Below are 21,461 nucleotides of genomic sequence, written 5' to 3' on the forward strand. Positions count from 1 at the left end.
AAACCACTCTCACTGCGCTTCGTATATTTTTCATATCGAATACACAATTGGAATTATAGCATATATTTCTACTTCATCACTTAAATATTTTTTACAATAAATACAATTTTCAGACTACATTCGACTAAAATTATTGTATTTCGACATTTTCTTCTCCTTTTCGAATGTTTTTTTAACAAAAAAAGGTGTTAATTTACAAATAATTTACATATTAATGAGGTTTCCTTCTATTTTTGAAAACGTTTTCTATTTGTTTCTCAATAAAACCATTCCCTTCAATCTCAAATGTACATGAAATAAGATTAAAATAAAAAGCCTATGATACTCATAGACTATTGTCTATTTTCTCATAGGCTTTTATTAATCATTTCATGTATCAAATGATTTTAAATTAGTTTTTTGCTGCTTCTTTAATAGAAACATCTACTCGTACTGGCTTATCAAGCTCAACTTTTTGTGTTTGCTCACCTTTTTTAACAGTAAGTTCTTTTACAAAGATTGAAGTAGAACCTTTTGTACCAAACTTAGCAGTTTCTTCATTTACAACATTTGTATCTGCAGAAACGAATTTCACCTCAGTTACAGTTGCACCCGCAGTTGTTGCTGGAACACCATCAACTGATAAGATATTTAAAAGTGCATCTTTTAATTCGCTACCTTGAACAACCTCGTTAAGAGATGTGCTTGTGAAATCTACTGCTAATTTTTTAGCTGCAGGTGCTGTGTCAACAACTTTAAATGAATGAGTTGTGATTAGCTTACCATCTGCTACTACAGTTGCTTTATATGTTTCACCAGCTTTTGCTTCATTTCCTACAGTAATCGTGCCAGTAGTATTATTTACAGCTACTTGACCTGGAGTTGCATCTACTACTTTACCATCTTTATCTGTAGTAGTAACTGTAATTGTAGCTGCTTCTTTCTCTTTTAAAACTAAACCATTAGCATCTACTGGAAGAACAGAAACTACCATTTCATTCTTTTTGTTTTCTTCAGTAACATATTTATCCAATTCAGTTTCTAAGCCACGAACCTCAAATTTAGAGAATACGCCTGGAGCTTTTAATTCTAAAGCTAATGTAGATTTTACTTCTGTTTTACCAGATTTAGCTGTTAATTCTACAGTATATTTACCAGCTGCTTGACCATTTGCATTTAAAACTAACTCTTTATTAGCATGAGTTGCTTTTAATTTTTGATCTTGAACTGCTTTACCATCTTTATCAAGTACTTTCACTTCTACAGGAGCTGTAAACTCTTTGCCATATTGATCTAATACTGGAGCTTTTACAGCTAAGTCAGTTACATCATTTGTAGAAAGCACTAAATTAGTTTTTTCTAACTTAATCTCTTTTAATGCTTTTTGAGCGAAAGCTTCGATTTCAACTGTTTTTGAAACAAGCTCTTTACCATTTGCATCTTTAACAGTTACTTTTACTGGCGCTTTTCCTGCAGCTAGTACAGTCACTTTGCCAGTAGCTTTATCTACTACAGCTACCTCTGTATTTAATGACTCATATTCAGCTTTAACGTTTTTCACCAAGTTATTGAATTGGTCTTTTAATTCTACTTGAACAGAAACGTTGTCACCTTCATAAGCTTTATTGTTTTGTTTGAAGTCTTTAGAAGTGAAATCAGCTTTATCTGCTGCTACTGTCCAGTTAGAAATTGAAGCTACTGCAGTACCTTCAGCAGAAACTTTTACTTCTTTACTTTCAGCTACTACTTTACCGTCTTTTTTATATACAGCTTTTACAGTAGTTGAAGTACCTTTTGCTAAAGTGATTTCACCTTTTGCATTAATTTTTTCAGCAGCTGGAGTTACGAATTCAATACCTGTTGGTGAAACAACTTCAGTACCGTTTTCATCTGTAACTTTGTATTGTAATTTAGTTGCCACATCAGCTACAACTGTTTGATCAGCCATTTCGATTGTTTTTGCTTCTAAAGAACCTACAGTTACTTCTGCTTTACCAACTTTGTTTACATCTACAGTGTAAGTTTGTTTAGCTGCTAAGTTGCTATATAATTCAACTGTAGCAGATTTTTTATCATCTGATAATTTTACATCTTTAACTAATACTTTATCGTTGTTAGCTTTGTTAGCTACTTTAACGTCTTCTTTAGTTAATTTTTCAACAGCTTTGCTGAATTTAACTTCCACTTTTTGAGTTGTAACTGCTTTAGCAGATTCAACTGTTACTGCTTCTGTACCGAACTCTTTGTCAGTCTTAGCAATGAATTTAGCAGCTTCTGCACGAGTTACAGATTTATCTGGCTCCCAACCATTACCAGTACCATTAGTGATATCTAAAGCAACTAAGATGTTAGCAGCTTTTTCACCCCAGTGATCTTTTAAATCAGAGAATTTAGTTTCTAATTGTCCGCTTACTTTACCATCTAATTTGTATGCTTTTACGATCATTGTTGCCATAGAAGCACGATTAATTTGGTTGTTTGGATTAAACTTACCAGTTTCATCCCCTTGAATCACACCAGCTTTTTCAACAGCTGCGATATATTTAGCAGCCCATGAATCTTGAGCATCTTTGAAAGATGGTTTTGCACCCTCTTTAACGTCTAAACCTAATGTAATTGCCATAATTTTCGCTGCAGAAGCACGGTCAATTGCTTCAGTTGGAGCGAATGTTCCGTCTGGCTTACCTTCGATTGCTTTTTTTGCTACTAAATAATCAATGTACTCTGCACTCCAAGAACCAGGTTGAACGTCTGGGAATGATTTTCCTGCTGCTGCTACTGGAGAAACAACACCTGCTACCATTGCTGCTGTCATTGTACCAGCGATTACTTTTTTGTAAGAGTTAGTCTTTGCCATTTTATATATTTCCTCCTTAGGAATGTAATACTAGTTCCATAAGTTTTTAAATAGATATTCTATTTATTTTTGAAACTAGTAGATATAAATGTGGTTAACGTATTCTTTATACAGAATAATAGGATATCCTGTATTACGGAATCGTAAAGAAATCATACACCCTTTTCATCCAATTTAAAATCTCAAATTCGACAAAAAAGTGAATTTTCGAAATTCTGAACGATCATTTTTTCGACTTTTATTTTAAAACATTCAGATTATAAAATCAGAATATTTTAAACGAACAGAAAAACGCGTCAGAATTACATTTTTAACAATCTTCTTATAACCATTTACAACTATAACAGAAAAACGTTTCCAATTTCAATATTTAACTATGAAGATATTGCGACATTAATCGACAGCTTATTTTTATATAATTCGACACTTTTCTTACCTTCTCATTTTTCAAAATTACCAAACCTATTTTCTTATAATTTACCAAATAAAACACCAAATCCTAACATTCCCTATATGCGAATGTTAGGATTATTAAACATACATCTTATCTCTCAAACTTCTTTTTTTATGAGCATAAGTTTCAAATCACTCGTAAGATTCGACATTCTTCTACAAACGTTCCTTTTCTTTCGACATTTTCTTTTTTTCAAAAAATAAAAAAGAGGATGTCCTCTTAAATTAAGATTACATTCCTCTTTTTTCGAACTCTTTTGAATTCAAGTCACTTATGATGTAGCGAGACGCTGTTGAAATTTGTTCTCGCAATTCTTCTACTCTTTGTTCCAATGTTGCTTGTACATATTCTTTTTGTTCTAGTTGTTTCGTTGCCACGTTATACAAAGTTTCAGCCGTCCAGTCACCATCTACGTTTCCGATAATCGGCTGATTTACTTGTTGTAAAAATGAATCGATCTTTGGATCATATGAAATACCGACCATAGGAATATTAGCAACCGCTGATAATATAAGCGCATGAAGTCTCATACCTATTAGAAGCGAACATTCCGACAAAATTGAAATTTTCTCATGGATATCCAGCTTATACGGAAGCATATGAGCTTCTTCTCCCATTAAGTTAATAATATCGCGTGATGCATTTTGATCAAATGGTCCATGCATTGGTACGAATAAAATATGATATCCTTCACGCTTAAATTTTTTCAGCGTATCTGCTAGCTTCTTCATATAATCTTCTTTCGCGTCCCAATACCTCACACTAACTGCAATTACTTTCCCTTGAATCGAATGTTTTTGAAGCCACTCCGACTTCATTCCTTCTGGTTGACATGCCAATACTGGATCTGGAACTAGTTCGATCTCTTTCTTAATACCCATTTCTTTTAAATACAAAAATGAATCTTCATCACGAACTGATATATATGCCGCTTTTGATACTTGCCATTTCACTAATAAACGATTTTGTCTTTTCGTAATTGGACCAATTCCTTGCGCATAAATATAATACGGCTTCTTCAAAAAACGAGCAATCCGCATAATACCTGTATAGTACAAAATGCTTTTAATACTCGTTTTATCTTGAAGGAGACTTCCCCCTCCGCTAATTAAACCGTTACTTTTCTTTATTTCCTTATAAATTGCTCTTATATCCCAGCGATTTACTGCCTCTACACCGTACATTTTCCTTGTATAGTCGGGGTCATTCGAAAGTACAACAAGCTCAAGAGTAGGATCCTCTTCATGTAGCGCTTTAATAATTGATTGCAAAATTGCTTCGTCCCCAACATTATAAAAACCATAATATCCTGATAAAACTAACCGCACTCTTAATCTCCTCCAACATTTCGCAATCAACTTTTTGTCATTCAACAAATTGCTATCAACTCTTTAATAAGAAAAGTTGGATAACTTCAAATTGATTTCTTTCACAAACATATAAATAGCCCTACTCATTTATAGACAAATTTACTTACGTAAAAATGGAATTTGCTTTTTGGATATCCAGTTCAACTTTAATGCGCATATGCCATATATGAAAAAGGCCACACAAAATGCTAAACCACTATATATTACTGCAATAAGTCTAGAATCTGCCACATTTATTACAGTAGATGTGAAATATAATCCTATACCTACTATACTAGATACTCCAATTACAGCAAAAAATCTCCCCATGCGAATCGAATAAGCCAATTCTTTTCGAATGTATATATAATTTACGATACAAATCATGATATATATGATAAGTGTACTATAAGCCGCACCAGTTATGCCAAATTGACTTACGAGTACTATATTTAATATGACTTTTACAAAACTCGCTCCAACAACTATCCACGCCGCTTGCTTAGAACGGTTAATTCCTTGCAAAATTCCTATTGATAATACCATAATTGATGTGAAATACGAACTACCAATTAAAATAGCTAACATGCCGCTCCCTTTAGCATCTGTAAACAACCCAACATTTAACGGGACTGTAAGTGCCATGAGCCAGATTGTTATCGGCGTTGTTAAAACATGAGCAAGCTCATTTGTTCGTTCAATTGTGTGTTTTGCTAACGCTATATCTTTCTTTGTTAATGCAGCAGTTAACAACGGGATTAACGGAAATACCATCGCGCTTGCAAACACGACAATTAATTGTGTAAACGCAAAGCCACGACTATATATACCAAATTGTTCTTGAATCGTTGTAGTGGATTCATGCAACATATGTGGAATCGTTACAGAATCAACTAAATTTAACAACGGCATCGATAATGCTCCAATCGCAATTGGAATCGAGACCCGAAGTATTTTTTTTGCATTTTTTTTAAAGTCTTGCAGTGAGTATGTATTACTTTTATAACGATATATACTTTTTACATACTTCAATCTCAAATAAATAAGTGACATAATTACCCCAAGGCAAGAACCAATCATTGCACCGCCTGTTATAACATCACTATCTTTATTCCAAGATACGAATAAGAATGCAATTGCTAACATAAAGAAAACACGAATGAACTGCTCAATTACTTGTGACACCCCGGTAGGAATCATATCTCCAAAACCTTGGAAATACCCTCGATATACCGCCATATATGGTGCGATTAATAAAGCAAACGAAGTGACAATTAATGGGAGTCTCGTATCTTGTCCACCAAGCATATTCGCAAACATACTTGATCCAATCATAATAACCGAGAATCCAAGCACCCCAAATATTACTCCAATAATAGATGCTGACGTAAATAGTTTTGCAATCCCATCTTTATCATTCTTCTCATGAAGTTCAGCGATTAACTGTGATATAGCTAGCGGTACTCCCGCTACTGATAAAGTTAAAGCTATCATATATACAGGAAAAACAAGGCGGAAAATCCCAAGCACTTCATCTCCTGCTATATTTTGTAATGGGATTTGAAAAAAACTTCCCAACACTTTCGATAGAAACGTTGTAATCGTTAAAATCGCAGCGCCTTTCACAAACTTATTATTCATCTTCTAGCTCTTTTCTTTCAATATATAATTTCCATACATATTACATCATAAAACGAGATAACTATATTCTTCTCTTTTTTGAAAAATTTCACTTTATCTCATTTAGCTATCATACCAAATTTATTATACATTGAATACTCTCTTTCTTTACGGCTTTTAAATATATCATATGTAATAACACCTTATTTTTATCCAGTTTTTTCTTCAATTTACTACTTCTACTTATTCAGGATAGACATGTGCTATAATGTAGCTATTGTCAGTAAGAGGAGTGTTTACAACATGCTGAATTCGGTAAAAAAGCTGTTAGGAGATTCTCAAAAGAGAAAACTAAAAAAATATGAACAACTTGTTCAAGAAATTAATAATCTAGAAGAAAAACTATCTGATTTATCTGATGAAGATTTACGTCATAAAACTATCACATTTAAAAACATGCTACACGATGGAAAAACAGTGGATGATATAAAAGTAGAAGCGTTCGCTGTTGTACGTGAAGCAGCAAAGCGTGTACTTGGATTACGTCACTACGATGTGCAGTTAATTGGTGGCCTTGTACTATTAGAAGCTAATATTGCAGAGATGCCAACTGGCGAAGGAAAAACATTAGTTTCTTCTCTTCCAACATACGTACGTGCTCTTGAAGGAAAAGGCGTTCACGTTATTACTGTAAACGACTATTTAGCAAAACGAGATAAAGAATTAATTGGCCAAGTTCATGAATTTCTAGGCTTAAAGGTTGGATTGAATATTCCTCAAATCGATCCTGCCGAAAAGAAACTTGCTTACGAAGCTGATATTACATATGGTATTGGAACAGAATTTGGCTTTGACTATCTACGTGATAATATGGCCTCTTCAAAAAATGAGCAGGTACAACGTCCCTATCATTTTGCTATTATCGATGAGATTGATAGCGTTTTAATTGATGAAGCGAAGACGCCTCTTATTATCGCTGGTAAGAAATCAAGCAGCTCTGATTTACACTATTTATGTGCAAAAGTTATTAAGTCATTCCAGGATACTCTTCATTACACGTACGATGCAGAAACGAAATCTGCTAGTTTTACAGAAGACGGTATTACAAAAACAGAAGATTTATTTGATATCGATAACCTATATGATTTAGAACATCAAACTTTATATCATTATATGATTCAAGCATTACGAGCTCATGTCGCTTTCCAATGTGATGTTGACTATATTGTACATGATGAAAAAATTCTACTTGTAGATATTTTCACAGGACGCGTTATGGATGGGCGCTCTTTAAGTGATGGTTTACACCAAGCTCTTGAAGCGAAAGAAGGTTTAGAAATCACTGAAGAAAACCAAACACAAGCGTCCATTACAATTCAAAACTTCTTCCGTATGTATCCAGCATTATCTGGTATGACAGGTACAGCAAAAACAGAAGAAAAAGAATTTAACCGTGTATATAACATGGAAGTTATGCCGATTCCGACAAACCGTCCTATCATTCGTGAAGACAAAAATGACGTCGTGTACGTAACAGCCGATGCTAAATATAAAGCTGTACGTGAAGATGTTCTAAAACACAATAAACAAGGACGCCCGATTTTAATTGGGACAATGTCTATTTTACAATCAGAAACCGTTGCTCGTTACTTAGATGAAGCGCATATTACATATCAATTATTAAATGCAAAAAGCGCAGAACAAGAGGCGGATTTAATCGCAACAGCTGGACAAAAAGGACAAATTACAATTGCGACGAATATGGCCGGACGAGGTACTGATATTTTACTAGGTGAGGGTGTCCATGAGATTGGTGGATTACATGTGATCGGGACAGAACGCCATGAATCAAGACGCGTTGACAATCAATTAAAAGGTCGTGCTGGTCGTCAAGGAGATCCAGGTAGCTCTCAGTTCTTCCTTTCTTTAGAAGATGAAATGCTAAAACGTTTCGCACATGAAGAAATGGAGAAATTAAATAAATCACTGAAGTCAGATGAAACAGGACTTATTCTAACTTCTAAAGTTCATGACTTCGTGAACCGTACACAATTAATTTGTGAAGGTAGCCATTTCTCAATGCGCGAGTACAATTTAAAGTTAGATGATGTAATAAATGACCAACGTAACGTTATTTATAAATTACGTAATAACTTGTTACAAGAAGATATAAATATGATTGAAATCATTATTCCAATGATTGATCATGCTGTAGACGCCATTTCTAAGCAACATCTTTTAGAAGGTATGCTTCCGGAAGAATGGGATTTCGCTCGTTTAACAGAAAATATAAACGAAATTTTACCAGTAACAAATATGCCATCACTATCAGCGAATAATGTACATTCACCGGAAGATTTACAATCCGTTTTGAAAGAAACATTATCTCTTTATAAAGAGCGGGTAAATGAACTAAATAGCCATACTGATTTACAGCAGTCGCTACGATATGTTGCCCTTCATTTCCTAGATCAGAACTGGGTAAATCACTTAGATGCGATGACCCACTTAAAAGAAGGCATCGGGCTAAGACAATATCAACAAGAAGACCCTACTCGTCTGTATCAAAAAGAAGGTTTGGATATCTTTTTATACACATATGGTAATTTCGAAAAAGAAATGTGCCGCTATGTTGCTAGACATTTAGGTGTTCCTGAAAACGTACAATAACGAGGTGAAAGATTATGTTATCATTCCTAAAAAGAGCTAAGAAAAGCGGAAAAGATACGACTGTCTCTAGTAATCAATTATTCGGACAAGAAGAAACAAATACTGAAAATAAAACTGTAAAACCAACGCTTTACTTCCACCCTAGCTGGGGTGCAGTAGCACAAGAACAAAAATACATTTATCAATTTTTACATAAAGAACTAACACGTTTACAAGAATATCAAATTTCTTTATCTGGAATTGAGATTGAAAAACGTGATAATGGTTATGACGTAGCTGTATTTATTCGTAGCACTGTTCCGAAACCAATTTCTTTCGAAGAGGTTACATTAATCCTTCTAAATAAAGAGAAGAAACTATGTGCCCGCAAAACATTTAACCTTTCTGCATTAGGAGATATTCCTGCAAATGTAAATATGCCATTTATCTTTACATTTGGGCAAGAAACAATTACAGATGCCGAATTATCGCAAACAGATTGGGAATTAGCTTTTGAACTTGAAAGTAAGCATGCATTAGATTTAGACCCATCTTGGGAAGCTCAGTTACCTGAAGCAAGCAAAGAAGCTTTACGTAATTTTGTAGACAATTTAACACCTCCAAATGATGGTGAAATTAACTTCCTAGGTCTGCAAGCTGCAAGAAAAGAAAACGGTGATTTACATACAACGCTTCTTATTCGTAACGGTTGCAAAGACAACATTCAACTAGAGCAGCTTCCTCTTCATATTGAAGATGCTTCTGGTGCAGTTGTTGTGAAAGGTGCTTTCACATTACCGAATCTTGAAATTAAAGCGAACACTACAAAACCGTGGTCATTTGTCTTCCCTGCTTCATCTATATTAAAAGAAGATATGGATCTATCTTCTTGGAAAGCGTTTGTACCACAAGACTAATAAGAGAGGCTGCTTCCAAAGCAGCCTCTCTTATTCTTTTTCATACAAAAAGCCTGTTCAAAAAGATGGTCATCACACCTCCTTGGACAGGCTTATTCTTTATGTAAAATTTACTTCGTTACTAATAAACGTTCAATATGATATTCAGCTTCTAATTTGCACATTTCATCTGCGTGTTGCATTTCATGCCTCTTTAAATGCTCTACTTGCTCTTCGCTCGGTTTTTCATTAATAAACTCGTTAATTTTTTCATTCACTTTCATCGCTAATGCTTGATGGAAATCTGGATGTCCTTTCAACTCTTCGTCTACTTTATTAATCCAAGTTGATTTTGTGTATAAATATTGTTTCCACTGTTCAACAAATTGCTGCATATCAAATTTTTCTTCATTCCATTCAATTTCTTTCATATACTTCTCAAAAGAAACAACAATTGATCGTGTAATCCCGATCTTCACTCCATGTGGTAACTGTTTGTACATCAAATATTCCCTCCAGCTTAAAGCTCTTCCTTCTGAATATAAAGGAATCTCAAAATTCATATACCTTCTTATAATAGCATATTGCTAATCTAAGATGTTACTATACTGCTAAGATTAATAAATGTCAATAATCGTAAAATATCTCTATATAGTGATATTAAATACAATAAAAAAAACACCCTCATACGAGGGCATTTCCTTATATAGCCTCAGCTTTTACAAACTGTAATTTATCTTTTTGCTCATCATTCGCCAACGTCACTATCGTCTTTTCAACATGCGGGTGTACATGTTCCAGCGTCACACTCGCGCCCGCTTTATCCGATTGCTCAACAAAGTTTAACAATGCCATCGCTCCTGATACATCCATATAGCGCACATCTTTCATACGTAAAACAACCGGAGACTTTACGTCTTGTAAAGTCTGAAAAACACGATCCACTGTTAGGAAAGAAAGTGGACCTTTAATTTTATACGTCGCTTCCTTTTCTTTTACAATAGAAGCTTTACGTTCTTTACATTTCACCATGTATATAATGAACGAAAGAATAATACCGAATGCAACAGCGATCATTAAATCAAACTTCACTGTGACAATCATCGTTACAAGCATAACAATGACATCACCTTTTGGTGCTACATTCATTTTCTTCATGCTTTCCCAATCAAACATGCCAATACCAGTTAAAATTAAAATACCTGACAATACAGCAAGCGGAATGTATTGTACGACCGATCCAAGTCCCATAATGAAAATAAATAATATAACACTATGCATACATGCCGAAAGCGCCGTTTTACCACCGCTTCTTATATTAACGATAGATCGTACAGTCGCACCTGCCCCTGCTAATCCGCCAAACAACCCGCTTACCATATTACCGATACCTTGTCCGACCAGTTCTTTATTACTTTTATGACGTGTACCCGTCACATTATCCATTACGACCGATGTTAATAACGAGTCAATCGATCCTAATAAAGCAATACTAAGCGCTGGTAAAATAAGTTCTGCGATGCCTGTTCCACTTAAAGATGGAATATGAAGCGTCGGCATCGCTTCTGGAATCGTCCCAATCTTTTCAATCACCTTATTTAATGACAAGTTTCCGATAATCGGCAACTTCACTGTAAGCCCTTCTAACGCAGAAGAAAATAAAGGAAGCAAAGCCGTCACACCAACTAATGCAACTAAACTAGATGGAATAGCCTTAATCCATTTTCCAGAAACAATCATTACAATAATCGTTAATACTACGAGTAGAAAACTATTTTGCACATGCTTTATTTCACCTAAAATAATAATTAATGCGATACCATTCATAAATCCTGAAACGACAGGATACGGAATATATCGCACGTAAGAGCCAAGCTTACATACACCGAATAAAATTTGAAACAGTCCCGCCATCATAAAGGCTATAAAACTCGCCTCTAACCCGTGCGTCGCAATAACACCTGTCGCAATAACCGTAATCGGCCCAGTTGGCCCCGTAACCTGCCCCGGCGTCCCACCAAATAAAGCCGCAAATAAACCTGCAAAAATCGCACCATACAATCCGACTAGTGCTCCCTCAGACGTTCCCGTTGCAGCAATACCAAATGCAATGGCAAGTGGCAACGCAACAATCGCAACAGTAAAACCTGCTAAACATTCCTTTGCTATTTTTTGAAACATATAATAACCACCTTCATATAAAGTCCATTTTCCATTGTACACCTAAAAGAATACATTCGTTAGCCCACATTTTACAGTATCGTGACGTAAACGCATTCAATTGTAAGCTCACGCCGCATCTTTGGAAACTATTATAACTATGCTATAATAGATAAATTAAATCTTTTATTATATATTTGGAGGCACTATGCTAACTTTTGAAGAAAAATTATCGATTATTGAATCTTTCCCAGAATTAGAAAGAAAGAACGTATCATTAAAACGTGTGAACTTTCACTTTGAAGAAAGTCGTTTAGATAAAAAGAACGTTGTATATCATTTACATCCAAATGGAAACGGCTTTGTATATGCAAACTTCATTAAAGGTTATAAAACAGATGATAAAGGCATGATTAACATCCGTGAGTTTTCAGAAGAAGAACTGCGTTCATTAATTGAAAAAGTAATTGAACGTCTATCACAGGAGCCAGAAGAAATTGTTACACCAATGGAACCTGCTGCAGAAGAAGAATGGAAGAACGAAGACGGCCACATCCTAACTCTTATTCAAGAGGATGATATGTGGAACGTGTACGCTGGTGTAAACTTAGACGGTACATTCAACTCTTATCCAGAAGCTGCTGAATACCTTGATGAAGAAGGGTTTTCACGTAAATAATACGATCTAAGGAGGCCGTCCCATTTTTTGGGATGGTCTCTCTTATTAATAAGTAGGCGATCCAGTTAAGTCGATGTATTTAAATTTATTTATAGCATCAAAACTTCTTATTCTTACTATCCCCTATCAAAATTTGAATTTGACAACTATACGTCTCCGTATTGAAAACATCACTAACTAACTCCACTTCAATAAAACTCTCTACTTCTATATTATTTTCTTTTATGTATTTAATTATGGTATTTCGACGTTCTTCCTCATTTTCTTTACTATACGCTAACGTTATATATTTCCCGCCCGGTAATACTTTTATATTTTGCATCTCTTCCATATGTACATCATCTCGTACTTTATTAAAAACATACTTCGGTTCTACATCCCAATTTGCATTTACGTTGTAAAGAATCCCCATCTCCATTTCCATTTTCGCTTCATAATCTTGCACGATTTTCTCTAAATCGGAATAATACAGTAACTCCTGTAAACTCCCTACTTCTTTACAAGGCGCAACAACGACAGAACGCTGTTCAAAAAATTCAATAGAGATTTCATCATTCTTTAATATTTCCTGTGAACTCACTACTTTCGCATGTAAGTCATCAATCGTTTCCATTACCTCTTTCATTTTCTTTATATGCTCTTCCGCTTCTTCTCTCTTCACTTGTAAAAATCGTAGCAATTTATCCGTATTACGTTCCTTAAAAATCTCTTGCAGCTCTACTATGCTCGTGTTCAACTCTCGACAGCTTTTTATAATATCAATGTGAATAAATTGATCTATAGAATAATATCTATACCCCGTTGATTCATCAACATGTTTTGGAATAAGAATCCCCATCTTATGATAGTATCTTAGCGCTTTTATCGTAATATCCTTTATTTTTGCAACTTCTCCAATAGAAAACATTTTTTTCATTTGCATCTCTTCCCTTATATTTTTTCGCATATAACCATTGACTCTCCCCTTAGAGGAGCCCTTACTATTTATAATAAGTCATTTACATTAATAAAGGGAGTATAAAATTATGAACACAGTACAATATAGAAGTCTTGTTAAAGAAGACTATGAGCCTATAAAACATTTAATTGGTGAAGCATTTGGATTTAATGAATTCATTACAGATAAAAATTTCTTAAACTCAGTATTAAACTTTTATCTACACAGTTGTATTTTAGGAAGTTCCTTCAGTAAAGTAGCTGAAAAAGATAATAAAGTGATCGGCGTTATTTTAGGCGATTCTGAGAAAGATAAAAACCGTTTAAAGAGATTTCATAACACCGTTAGCTTTTCCTATAACACACTGAAACTATTCCTAACGAATAAAGAGAATAAGGAATTCTTAAAAGCATTTATACAAGTAAAAAAAACATATAAAGAACTCATACAAGGAAAAGAAGATCAATTTCAAGGCTGTATACAATTATTTATCGTTTCTGAAGAATCGAGAGGTCTTGGTGTTGGAAAATATTTATTAAACGATTTGTTCCAATACATGAAAAAAGAAGAGGTAACATCTTTATATTTATATACAGATAACGCATGCAACTATGCATTTTATGACAGACAAAACTTCCAGCGTATACAAGAAAAAGCAGTTGATTTTGGACCAAAAGAAGAAGATTTCAATGTGTTTTTGTACCGCTATAACTTTAACTCATAGTAATATGTACACTCCCATGCTCTTTGCTACTTAGCAAAGAGCTATATTAAGTATGAACGCTATTATTGGTTCAAGTCGATTTAAATAGAGAAAACTCACTTAAAAAGGAGCGCACAACATGGAATGGATTCATGAATTATTTCAGCAATATGGGTATTATGTAGTACTTGTCGGTTTACTTTTAGAATATATTGCGCTTCCGTTTCCAGGGGAGCCTACATTAGCCTATGCAGGATTTTTATCACACCAAGGAGATTTAAGTCTACCAATTTTAATTATGTTATCTTTTATTGGGACAAGTGTAGGTATGACATTCCAATACTTTTTAGGAAATAAACTAGGTATGCCCTTCATTCAAAAGTACGGGAAATATGTATTTTTAACTCAAAAGAAAATTAATTTAACAAAAATGTGGTTCGATAAATACGGCTACTTTCTAATCTTTATCGCCTTTTTCATCCCAGGTGTCCGTCATTTCACAGGGTACTTTGCAGGAATTATCAACTTACCATTTCGCCGCTTTGCGATGACAATTTATTCAGGTGCTCTATTTTGGGTATCTTTCTTCTTGATCGGTGGTTATTGGTTAGGTGAAAATTTAGAAGAGATCTTCCAAATACTTGGGCAACACATATGGAAAATTCTCTTCGGTATGATTATCATTACGCTAATCGCCCGATTTCGTAAAAACATAAAGCATATGATTTTAAAGCGTATCAATTAAAATAATAAAATTCAGCTTAACTAAGTACGAAAATAAAAAAGCGGAGACCTATAGTCTCCGCTTTTTTCACATGCATTTTGTTTCCAAACAAACTCTCATGTTCATTAGTTTTTCTGACGTCTAAACAACATCGCTCCGAAAAGTAATAAGAACATACCTGCCATAACAGAAGTAGCTTCTGTTGATGCTCCACCTGTTTGAGGAAGAAGTTTTGATTTCTTATTATTTTCTTCACTCGGTGATACCTCAGATTTTTTTTGCACTTCTGCTTTACTGTGTACCTCTTGCTTGTTTTGTACCTCTACTTTTTCTTGTACACTTTGTTTGTTTAACACTTCTGTTGTTTCTTCTTTAGTTTGCTCTTCTTTTGGTGTTACTAGAATTTCCGGCTTCTCCGTAACTTCTGGCTTCTCTAGCTCTTTCGGCTCTTCTGTTACTTTCGGTTCTTCCGGTTTTTCTTCTTTTATTTCTTCTGTCGTTTCTTCTTGAGTTGATTCTTCTTCTGGTGTTACATGAATTTCCGGTTTCTCCGTAACTTCTGGCTTCTCTAGCTCTTTCAGCTCTTCTGTTACCTTTGGTGTTTCCGGTTTTTCTTCTTTTATTTCTTCTGTTGTTTCTTCTTTATTTTGTTCTTCTTCTGGTGTTACATGAATTTCCGGCTTCTCCGTAACTTCTGGCTTCTCTAGCTCTTTCGGCTCTTCTGTTACCTTTGGTGTTTCCGGTTTTTCTTCTTTTATTTCTTCTATTGTTTCTTCTTCGGCTTTTTCTTCTTCTGGTGTTACATGAATTTCCGGCTTCTCCGTAACTTCTGGCTTCTCTAGCTCTTTCGGCTCTTCTGTCACCTTTGGCGCTTGCGGTTTAACTGGATCTTCCAATCCTTCTATTGTTTCTTCTTTGCCTTGCTCTTCTACTTCTGTTACTTTGTGGATTTTTATATTTGTAATATCATATCCATTAACTTTCGATTGATATCCTGATACTGGCTGTTCTTTCACTTCATACGTATGAGCTTTTCCTTCGTTATCAACTGCCGGTAACTTTCCAAACTCATATTTCCAACCATTTGCTGCCATAACTTCTTTCGTTGCGATGACTTTGCCATTTTGCAGTAAATCTACTTTAATCGTTTTCGGGCGATCGTTTACTTTATCGCCTTCCCACGTTTTCGTTCCTGCAATAGATGTAGTTTTTAACTTGTTTGGAATCATAAGTTTAATTCCATTTACAGCATCCTGCTTAATTGTAAAAGAAATTTTTGCTTTCGGATCAAATTCTACGTAGTTCGGAGCAGCAATTTCTTGCACATAGTAATTACCTGGAGCAAGGTTTGGCGCTTCAACTATTCCGTCTTGATTTGTTGTATAGGAATCACCAATTTGCTGACCTGACTCTGTAAACAATTTAAAAGAAACACCTGGAATAAACTTATTCTCGTCTCCTTCAATATGTTTAACAATCTGCAACGTTCCTTTCGCAGGTAAAACCCCTTCAGCCCCGCCGCCAAACGATATATTTTCAACCTTTACACTATTAGATTCAGAAATAGGTTTCTCATATAAAATTTGATAATCAAGCTTGTAGTCATTCTGTAGATATTTCAACTTTTTCCCGCTATCAGTAATCGTTGATGTATAAAAAATAGTAAACGACGTAGCGTTCGCCATATGTCTATAAATTACAACTTCAAATGAGTTATCACTTGTAAGCTTAATGTATCCATAACCTCGGTCTTGAAATTGTTTAAGAGACAAATACTCTTTATTATTGATAGTAATAGTAAAACTATCTTTATTTAGCGTTTGTCCTTCTTGTAACGTATCTTTTAAAACGATATTGTCATGTAAATATTGTTTCTTTAAATTTATATTTAAAAACCAACGCACTTCATTACTTTTGTCTGGCTGAATATCACCAGACTTATAGAAAAAGATCCCCGGTTCTGTACCCTCTCCTTTTGGATGCGTAATACTTACCATTTGTTTTTCTAAATCTGTCCCTAAATTCGTTTGTACATCTTTCGTCTTTCCTGCTTCAACATTCGTACCTTGAACAGTGAAATTAAAGTTCCCTCTAATATTCTCAAGCTTCTCTACCGTATAATTAAATGTACAAACTACATTATTTGTATTAATTTGGCACGTGCCAAAAACACGCCCTGCCTCATCCTTTAACGCAATTGTGCCACTATAACCTTTTAATTCTGGAGGAAGTGCTAACGTTAATGTATCCCCAGACTTCATCTTCTTTCCGGGTTTTTCACTAAAGTTTACATGTATCGTAGTCTTTTCTCCATAACTTAATTTCGTCTTTTCAAATGCAAAACTATCAACAAATCCTGTTGCGTTTAATTCTTGAGCATGCCCTACGATAGGCGTAAAAACTTGTCCAATAAAAACAGTAAAAATAAAACAAATTACAGATATTCTTTTTAAATATGTACTCATAAAGCCTCCAATATTCATTGTTAAACTTGTAATCGTGAGATCCATTCCACCCAAAATACCCCTTAAACTAAGGGGGTACAGACTAAAGATTATTTGCAGCATCAAACCATCGTTAGTTCTACAACATAAAGTAATAAACAATACAATCCATTCACTATATTATGTTCATTCCTACTTTTTTCGGGCAGCCAACAATAAATACTATTCCTAATAAAAACACATTACAAGACTGTTCATTTACATATTAATTTGTTACTATATTCATGCTACCAAAATATACTAAATGACCACTTTATTCATACGGTCATCTGACGACTGACTTTCTTTATCTTCCAGCAATAATTCTCCTCTAATCACTTTATTCTACTCTTACTACATTTATTATTTCAACATCTATACAATCCACCTGAAAAGTTCACAAAACCCCTATTTAAAGCGGATTACATACATTTATAAGCAAAATGTAATCCATTAAAAAGTATTTTTACATAATAATAAAAGAGAGTGTAAATAGAAAATACACACCATTTTTTCAATCGTTTTCAAAAAAATAAAGCTATCTTTTCTTATTAAAAAAGATAGCTTTATTTGTATAGACGACTGTTCTACTCCCTATTGTTTTGCGCCTTTCAACGACTCTCTCAGGACAAATTTTTGTAATTTTCCACTCGCATTACGAGGCAGTTCATCCACAAATAAGTAATGACGTGGACGTTTATAATCTGCTAATTCATCACTTTCTTTACAATATATTTCTAAATCCTCTTCTGTAATCGCTTCATCTTTCTTTACAACAACAGCCACAACACGTTCTCCCCATAATTCATCTGGCTCACCAAGCACCGCAACATCTAATACACCAGGATGACTATGAAGGAAATCTTCAATTTCACGTGGATAAATATTAACGCCTCCGCTAATTACCATATCATCCACACGATCTGCGACGAATAAATAACCGTCTTTATCGAAGTAGCCTAAATCACCAGAATGATACCATCCCTTATACATCGATTTTGCATTTGCTTCTTCTCGGTTATGATAACCGGCCATCATAGTTGGGCCACGCAAAATAATCTCTCCTACTTCATACGGAGGCAATACATCATCTGGCTCTGCCGGTGCATCATCGTTTGGTTTTACGATGCGAATTTCATGACTAAAGCACGGTGTTCCCGCTGAACCTGCTTTCGTAATTTGATCTTCTTCTACGAGAAACGCCACAACTGGTCCCATTTCTGTCATTCCATAAATTTGGACAAGATCAATATAAAGACGTTCTTTACATTCCTTTACTAATGCTGGGGCCATCGCTGCTCCGCCATATATACCAATTCTCATCGAAGTTAAATCATACTGTGCTAAATCTTTTTGCAGTAACATATTCCACATCGTCGGTGCTGCAAAAAACGTCGTAATCTTCTCTTCTTGAATCGTATGTAATACTCTATCCGTATCAAAGTGATGTAAAATAACATTCTTTCCGCCAACTTGAATGCGCGGTATAATTCCGGCATTTAACTCACCGCAATGATATAAAGGTGCAACAACAAGCCCCGCACTATCTCTATTATATTTAAGGAAATACGTACAAATCATACTATGCTCAGTCATTTCACGATGACGATGTAACACGCCTTTCGGATGACCAGTCGTACCGCTCGTATATAACATAGAACAATAATCCATTTCATCGACTTCAATATCTACTTTTTCAGCTGATGCTGTATTCACTTTTTCATGGTAAGAACTAGCATAGGAAGGTGTATCGTCTTCTACATACCAAAAAGACGAATTTGGAAAATCTCGTTCAATGATAGCAACAGTTGATTCAACTGCTTTTTCAAAAACCACTACTTTCGAGGCTGCATCTTGAAGGATATACGATAATTCTTTTGCTTTTAAACGGAAGTTAATCGGGTTAAAGATTGCCCCAATTTTCGCACAAGCTAAGTAAACGTTTACAAATTCACGGCAATTATATAAGTAAACAGATACAGTATCTCCCTTTCTTACCCCTTCTTCTAATAGAGCGTTCGCCGTTTTATTTATTTGCTCATCCCATTGTTTATACGTCCAGCGAATATTTTTTTCTGGCTCTACTAACGCCTCTTTATTCGGATACTTACCCACTGATAAATCGAAAATTCTCCCTATCGTCATGTACATGCCAACAATTTCCCCCTTTTCTCTTTCATAAATCTATCATTTCGTCCATAAGTAGACATTGTCCTCTAACGATTTGACTAATTTTTCTAATTATTATCGACATAGTTTTACAAACAGCGCCGTTAGATGGTAAATGAAATTATATCGACTTACCCACCAAAACTGGCAATATAAAGAAGAGGCTGTTCCAAATCGGAACAACCTCTTTCTTCTTATACAAATAGCTCTTCTAAAATTTTCAGTTTATCTTCTGTATATTTTACGAAGCCATCGTTATATGATTTTGGATCTTTCGGATTTGCGAAGTGCGTAATTGCACCTGTCTTCGGATGAACAAATTTACTTGATGCACCACAGCCAAGTCCGATAATCGATTGAACTTCTTCCATAATAACAATGTTGTAAATACTTTCTTGCGTCGGCATTGCATAACCAACGTTCTCTAAGTTACCTAAAATATTCTTTTGACGATATAGGTAATATGGTACGTAATTATGCTTTTGCGTCCACTCTTCTGCTTCGTGCATCATCGCTGTAATTTCTTCGCGACCAGCTACTTTATATTTACGTTTGTTTTGCGTCATTTCAGAAGCACGTTTAAATGATAACGTATGAACTGTTAACGATTCTGGCATTAACTTTTCTGTTTCATCTAACGTATGCTTGAAAATATCTAGCCCTTCACCAGGAAGACCAATAATTAAGTCCATATTAATATTGTTCATTCCCATTTCACGAGCTAAGTGATACTTCTCAATTGTTTCTTCTACAGTATGATGACGTCCAATTGCTTTTAGTGTCTCTTGATGGTATGACTGCGGATTAATACTAATGCGGTCAATATTCCATTTATTTAACACTTCTAGCTTAGCTGGCGTAATTGTATCTGGGCGACCTGCCTCAACTGTTACTTCACGCACATTTTTCACATCTGGGAACGCTTCATACATTTCTTCATACAGCATATCCATCTCTTCTGCTGTAATACTTGTCGGTGTACCGCCGCCGTAATAAATCGTCGTAACTGTTACACCTTTTTCTTTTAAAAACTTACCAATTTCACGAACTTCATAATGTAAACCACCTAAGAATGAATCAACAGAGCCTTGGCGTCCGTTAATTGCATACGCCGGGAATGTACAATATGCACATTTTGTTGGGCAGAATGGAATACCGATATAAATACTTACTTCCTCTTTCAAACGGTATAAATCCGGAACTACCGCTAATTGGCAATCCACAATACGCTGAAGAAGTTCAATTTTCTCTTCATGAATTAAATAGCTTTCACGAAGTTCTTGGTGTGCTTCTTCTTTTGACATACCACTTTGAAGCATTTTATGAAGAAGTTTCGTCGGACGAACTCCTGTTAAAATGCCCCAGCTTTGTTCAAGACCAGTTAACTGCTGAAGAACAGAAAGATATACATAAGAAACAACGTGCTTCACTTGCTTCATACGCTCTTTTTCATCTGTGAAAGCAGATAAATCTTTTGCGAATGTTTCTTCATACACATTTCCAGTAGCAACATCTGTTAAACGAGCAGATGCTTTCACATTCTCTTCAATGTGTATATCAACGATAAGATTTGCTTCCTCTTGTTCAAATCCAATCGTACTATCTTCAAAAAATAAGCCGCCAATATTTTGCAGCGGACGTAAAAAACGATCATCTTGTAACGTTTTAATTGAAATTAACAACATTATCACCTTTTCATTTGCAAACTCTCTTTAGTTTACTTGAAGGGCGTTTGTAGGTCAATACAGAAGGTTTTACCTTATTTCTATATCCTATTTAAAACAAACTGAATATTGGTTTTT

14 protein-coding genes are annotated in these 21,461 nt (G+C 34.8%); 5 read left to right on the top strand and 9 right to left on the bottom strand.

Translation table 11 applies throughout. The features are described from left to right. Positions 1–391: 391 nt before the first annotated feature. From MKO96_RS22285 to MKO96_RS22295, 3 genes are all read right to left on the bottom strand, one after another. Positions 392–2,836 carry an S-layer homology domain-containing protein gene (locus tag MKO96_RS22285; protein WP_240588717.1) on the bottom strand — a complete coding sequence of 815 codons (2,445 nt, stop codon included), beginning with the start codon at positions 2,834–2,836 and terminating at the stop codon, positions 392–394. A 684-nt stretch (positions 2,837–3,520) separates the two neighbouring features. Continuing rightward, complete coding sequence (csaB, locus tag MKO96_RS22290) at positions 3,521–4,618, bottom strand: polysaccharide pyruvyl transferase CsaB (RefSeq protein WP_087979595.1); 1,098 nt, start codon at positions 4,616–4,618, stop codon at positions 3,521–3,523. Positions 4,619–4,759: 141 nt separating this feature from the next. After that, complete coding sequence (locus tag MKO96_RS22295; protein ID WP_240588718.1) at positions 4,760–6,280, bottom strand: putative polysaccharide biosynthesis protein; 1,521 nt, start codon at positions 6,278–6,280, stop codon at positions 4,760–4,762. A gap of 282 nt (positions 6,281–6,562) precedes the next feature. Here MKO96_RS22295 and secA2 point away from each other — a divergent pair, with 282 nt between their 5' ends. Together secA2 and MKO96_RS22305 are read left to right on the top strand one after the other, a co-directional pair. Then, the gene (secA2, locus tag MKO96_RS22300; protein ID WP_240588719.1) at positions 6,563–8,929 is read left to right on the top strand and encodes an accessory Sec system translocase SecA2; all 2,367 of its coding nucleotides are present in this window, start codon (positions 6,563–6,565) and stop codon (positions 8,927–8,929) included. A 14-nt stretch (positions 8,930–8,943) separates the two neighbouring features. Further along, the gene (locus MKO96_RS22305; RefSeq protein WP_240588720.1) at positions 8,944–9,825 is read left to right on the top strand and encodes an accessory Sec system S-layer assembly protein; all 882 of its coding nucleotides are present in this window, start codon (positions 8,944–8,946) and stop codon (positions 9,823–9,825) included. A gap of 110 nt (positions 9,826–9,935) precedes the next feature. Here the strand turns inward: MKO96_RS22305 and MKO96_RS22310 are convergent, their stop codons facing one another. Together MKO96_RS22310 and MKO96_RS22315 are read right to left on the bottom strand one after the other, a co-directional pair. After that, the gene (locus MKO96_RS22310) at positions 9,936–10,307 is read right to left on the bottom strand and encodes a hypothetical protein (RefSeq protein WP_064473720.1); all 372 of its coding nucleotides are present in this window, start codon (positions 10,305–10,307) and stop codon (positions 9,936–9,938) included. 199 nt (positions 10,308–10,506) lie between these two features. Next, on the bottom strand, positions 10,507–12,027 hold the full coding sequence (locus MKO96_RS22315) for a SulP family inorganic anion transporter (protein ID WP_140386682.1): 1,521 nt from the start codon (positions 12,025–12,027) through the stop codon (positions 10,507–10,509). Between the two features lie 145 nt (positions 12,028–12,172). On the opposite strand from MKO96_RS22315, the gene MKO96_RS22320 reads away from it, so the two are divergent. Continuing rightward, positions 12,173–12,643, top strand: a complete 471-nt coding sequence (locus MKO96_RS22320; protein ID WP_000955002.1) for a hypothetical protein — start codon at positions 12,173–12,175, stop codon at positions 12,641–12,643. A 97-nt stretch (positions 12,644–12,740) separates the two neighbouring features. Here MKO96_RS22320 and MKO96_RS22325 read toward each other — a convergent pair whose 3' ends face one another. Next, positions 12,741–13,589, bottom strand: coding sequence for a MerR family transcriptional regulator (locus MKO96_RS22325; RefSeq protein ID WP_240588721.1), 849 nt, complete (start codon positions 13,587–13,589; stop codon positions 12,741–12,743). Between the two features lie 79 nt (positions 13,590–13,668). Here MKO96_RS22325 and MKO96_RS22330 point away from each other — a divergent pair, with 79 nt between their 5' ends. Both MKO96_RS22330 and MKO96_RS22335 read left to right on the top strand, forming a co-directional pair. Further along, positions 13,669–14,304: a GNAT family N-acetyltransferase gene (locus MKO96_RS22330; RefSeq protein ID WP_087979588.1), complete on the top strand. Its 636-nt coding sequence runs from the start codon at positions 13,669–13,671 to the stop codon at positions 14,302–14,304. 118 nt (positions 14,305–14,422) lie between these two features. Continuing rightward, a complete protein-coding gene (locus MKO96_RS22335) occupies positions 14,423–15,028 on the top strand; it encodes a DedA family protein (protein WP_240588722.1) in 606 nt (201 codons plus the stop codon). Between the two features lie 104 nt (positions 15,029–15,132). On the opposite strand, the gene MKO96_RS22340 is transcribed toward MKO96_RS22335, so the two are convergent. The 3 genes from MKO96_RS22340 to MKO96_RS22350 form a co-directional block, all read right to left on the bottom strand. Then, entirely contained in the window at positions 15,133–17,472 is a 2,340-nt protein-coding gene (locus MKO96_RS22340; RefSeq protein ID WP_483298333.1) for a Cna B-type domain-containing protein, read from the bottom strand. A 612-nt stretch (positions 17,473–18,084) separates the two neighbouring features. Beyond that, complete coding sequence (locus MKO96_RS22345) at positions 18,085–19,641, bottom strand: fatty acid--CoA ligase (RefSeq protein WP_240588724.1); 1,557 nt, start codon at positions 19,639–19,641, stop codon at positions 18,085–18,087. A gap of 212 nt (positions 19,642–19,853) precedes the next feature. Then, positions 19,854–21,344 carry a coproporphyrinogen III oxidase gene (locus MKO96_RS22350; protein ID WP_002007015.1) on the bottom strand — a complete coding sequence of 497 codons (1,491 nt, stop codon included), beginning with the start codon at positions 21,342–21,344 and terminating at the stop codon, positions 19,854–19,856. Positions 21,345–21,461 lie beyond the last annotated feature (117 nt).

Origin of the sequence: Bacillus sp. ES1-5, assembly GCF_022487605.1 — a bacterium.
GTDB lineage: Bacteria > Bacillota > Bacilli > Bacillales > Bacillaceae_G > Bacillus_A > Bacillus_A wiedmannii.

What these genes read in the sequence shown, in the direction of transcription:
- MKO96_RS22285 (WP_240588717.1), bottom strand. Translation starts at nt 2,836, where the DNA reads ATGGCAAAGACTAACTCTTACAAAAAAGTAATCGCTGGTACAATGACA.
- MKO96_RS22295 (WP_240588718.1), bottom strand. Translation starts at nt 6,280, where the DNA reads ATGAATAATAAGTTTGTGAAAGGCGCTGCGATTTTAACGATTACAACG.
- secA2 (WP_240588719.1), top strand. Translation starts at nt 6,563, where the DNA reads ATGCTGAATTCGGTAAAAAAGCTGTTAGGAGATTCTCAAAAGAGAAAA.
- MKO96_RS22305 (WP_240588720.1), top strand. Translation starts at nt 8,944, where the DNA reads ATGTTATCATTCCTAAAAAGAGCTAAGAAAAGCGGAAAAGATACGACT.
- MKO96_RS22310 (WP_064473720.1), bottom strand. Translation starts at nt 10,307, where the DNA reads ATGTACAAACAGTTACCACATGGAGTGAAGATCGGGATTACACGATCA.
- MKO96_RS22320 (WP_000955002.1), top strand. Translation starts at nt 12,173, where the DNA reads ATGCTAACTTTTGAAGAAAAATTATCGATTATTGAATCTTTCCCAGAA.
- MKO96_RS22325 (WP_240588721.1), bottom strand. Translation starts at nt 13,589, where the DNA reads ATGCGAAAAAATATAAGGGAAGAGATGCAAATGAAAAAAATGTTTTCT.
- MKO96_RS22330 (WP_087979588.1), top strand. Translation starts at nt 13,669, where the DNA reads ATGAACACAGTACAATATAGAAGTCTTGTTAAAGAAGACTATGAGCCT.
- MKO96_RS22335 (WP_240588722.1), top strand. Translation starts at nt 14,423, where the DNA reads ATGGAATGGATTCATGAATTATTTCAGCAATATGGGTATTATGTAGTA.
- MKO96_RS22340 (WP_483298333.1), bottom strand. Translation starts at nt 17,472, where the DNA reads ATGAGTACATATTTAAAAAGAATATCTGTAATTTGTTTTATTTTTACT.
- MKO96_RS22345 (WP_240588724.1), bottom strand. Translation starts at nt 19,641, where the DNA reads ATGTACATGACGATAGGGAGAATTTTCGATTTATCAGTGGGTAAGTAT.
- MKO96_RS22350 (WP_002007015.1), bottom strand. Translation starts at nt 21,344, where the DNA reads ATGTTGTTAATTTCAATTAAAACGTTACAAGATGATCGTTTTTTACGT.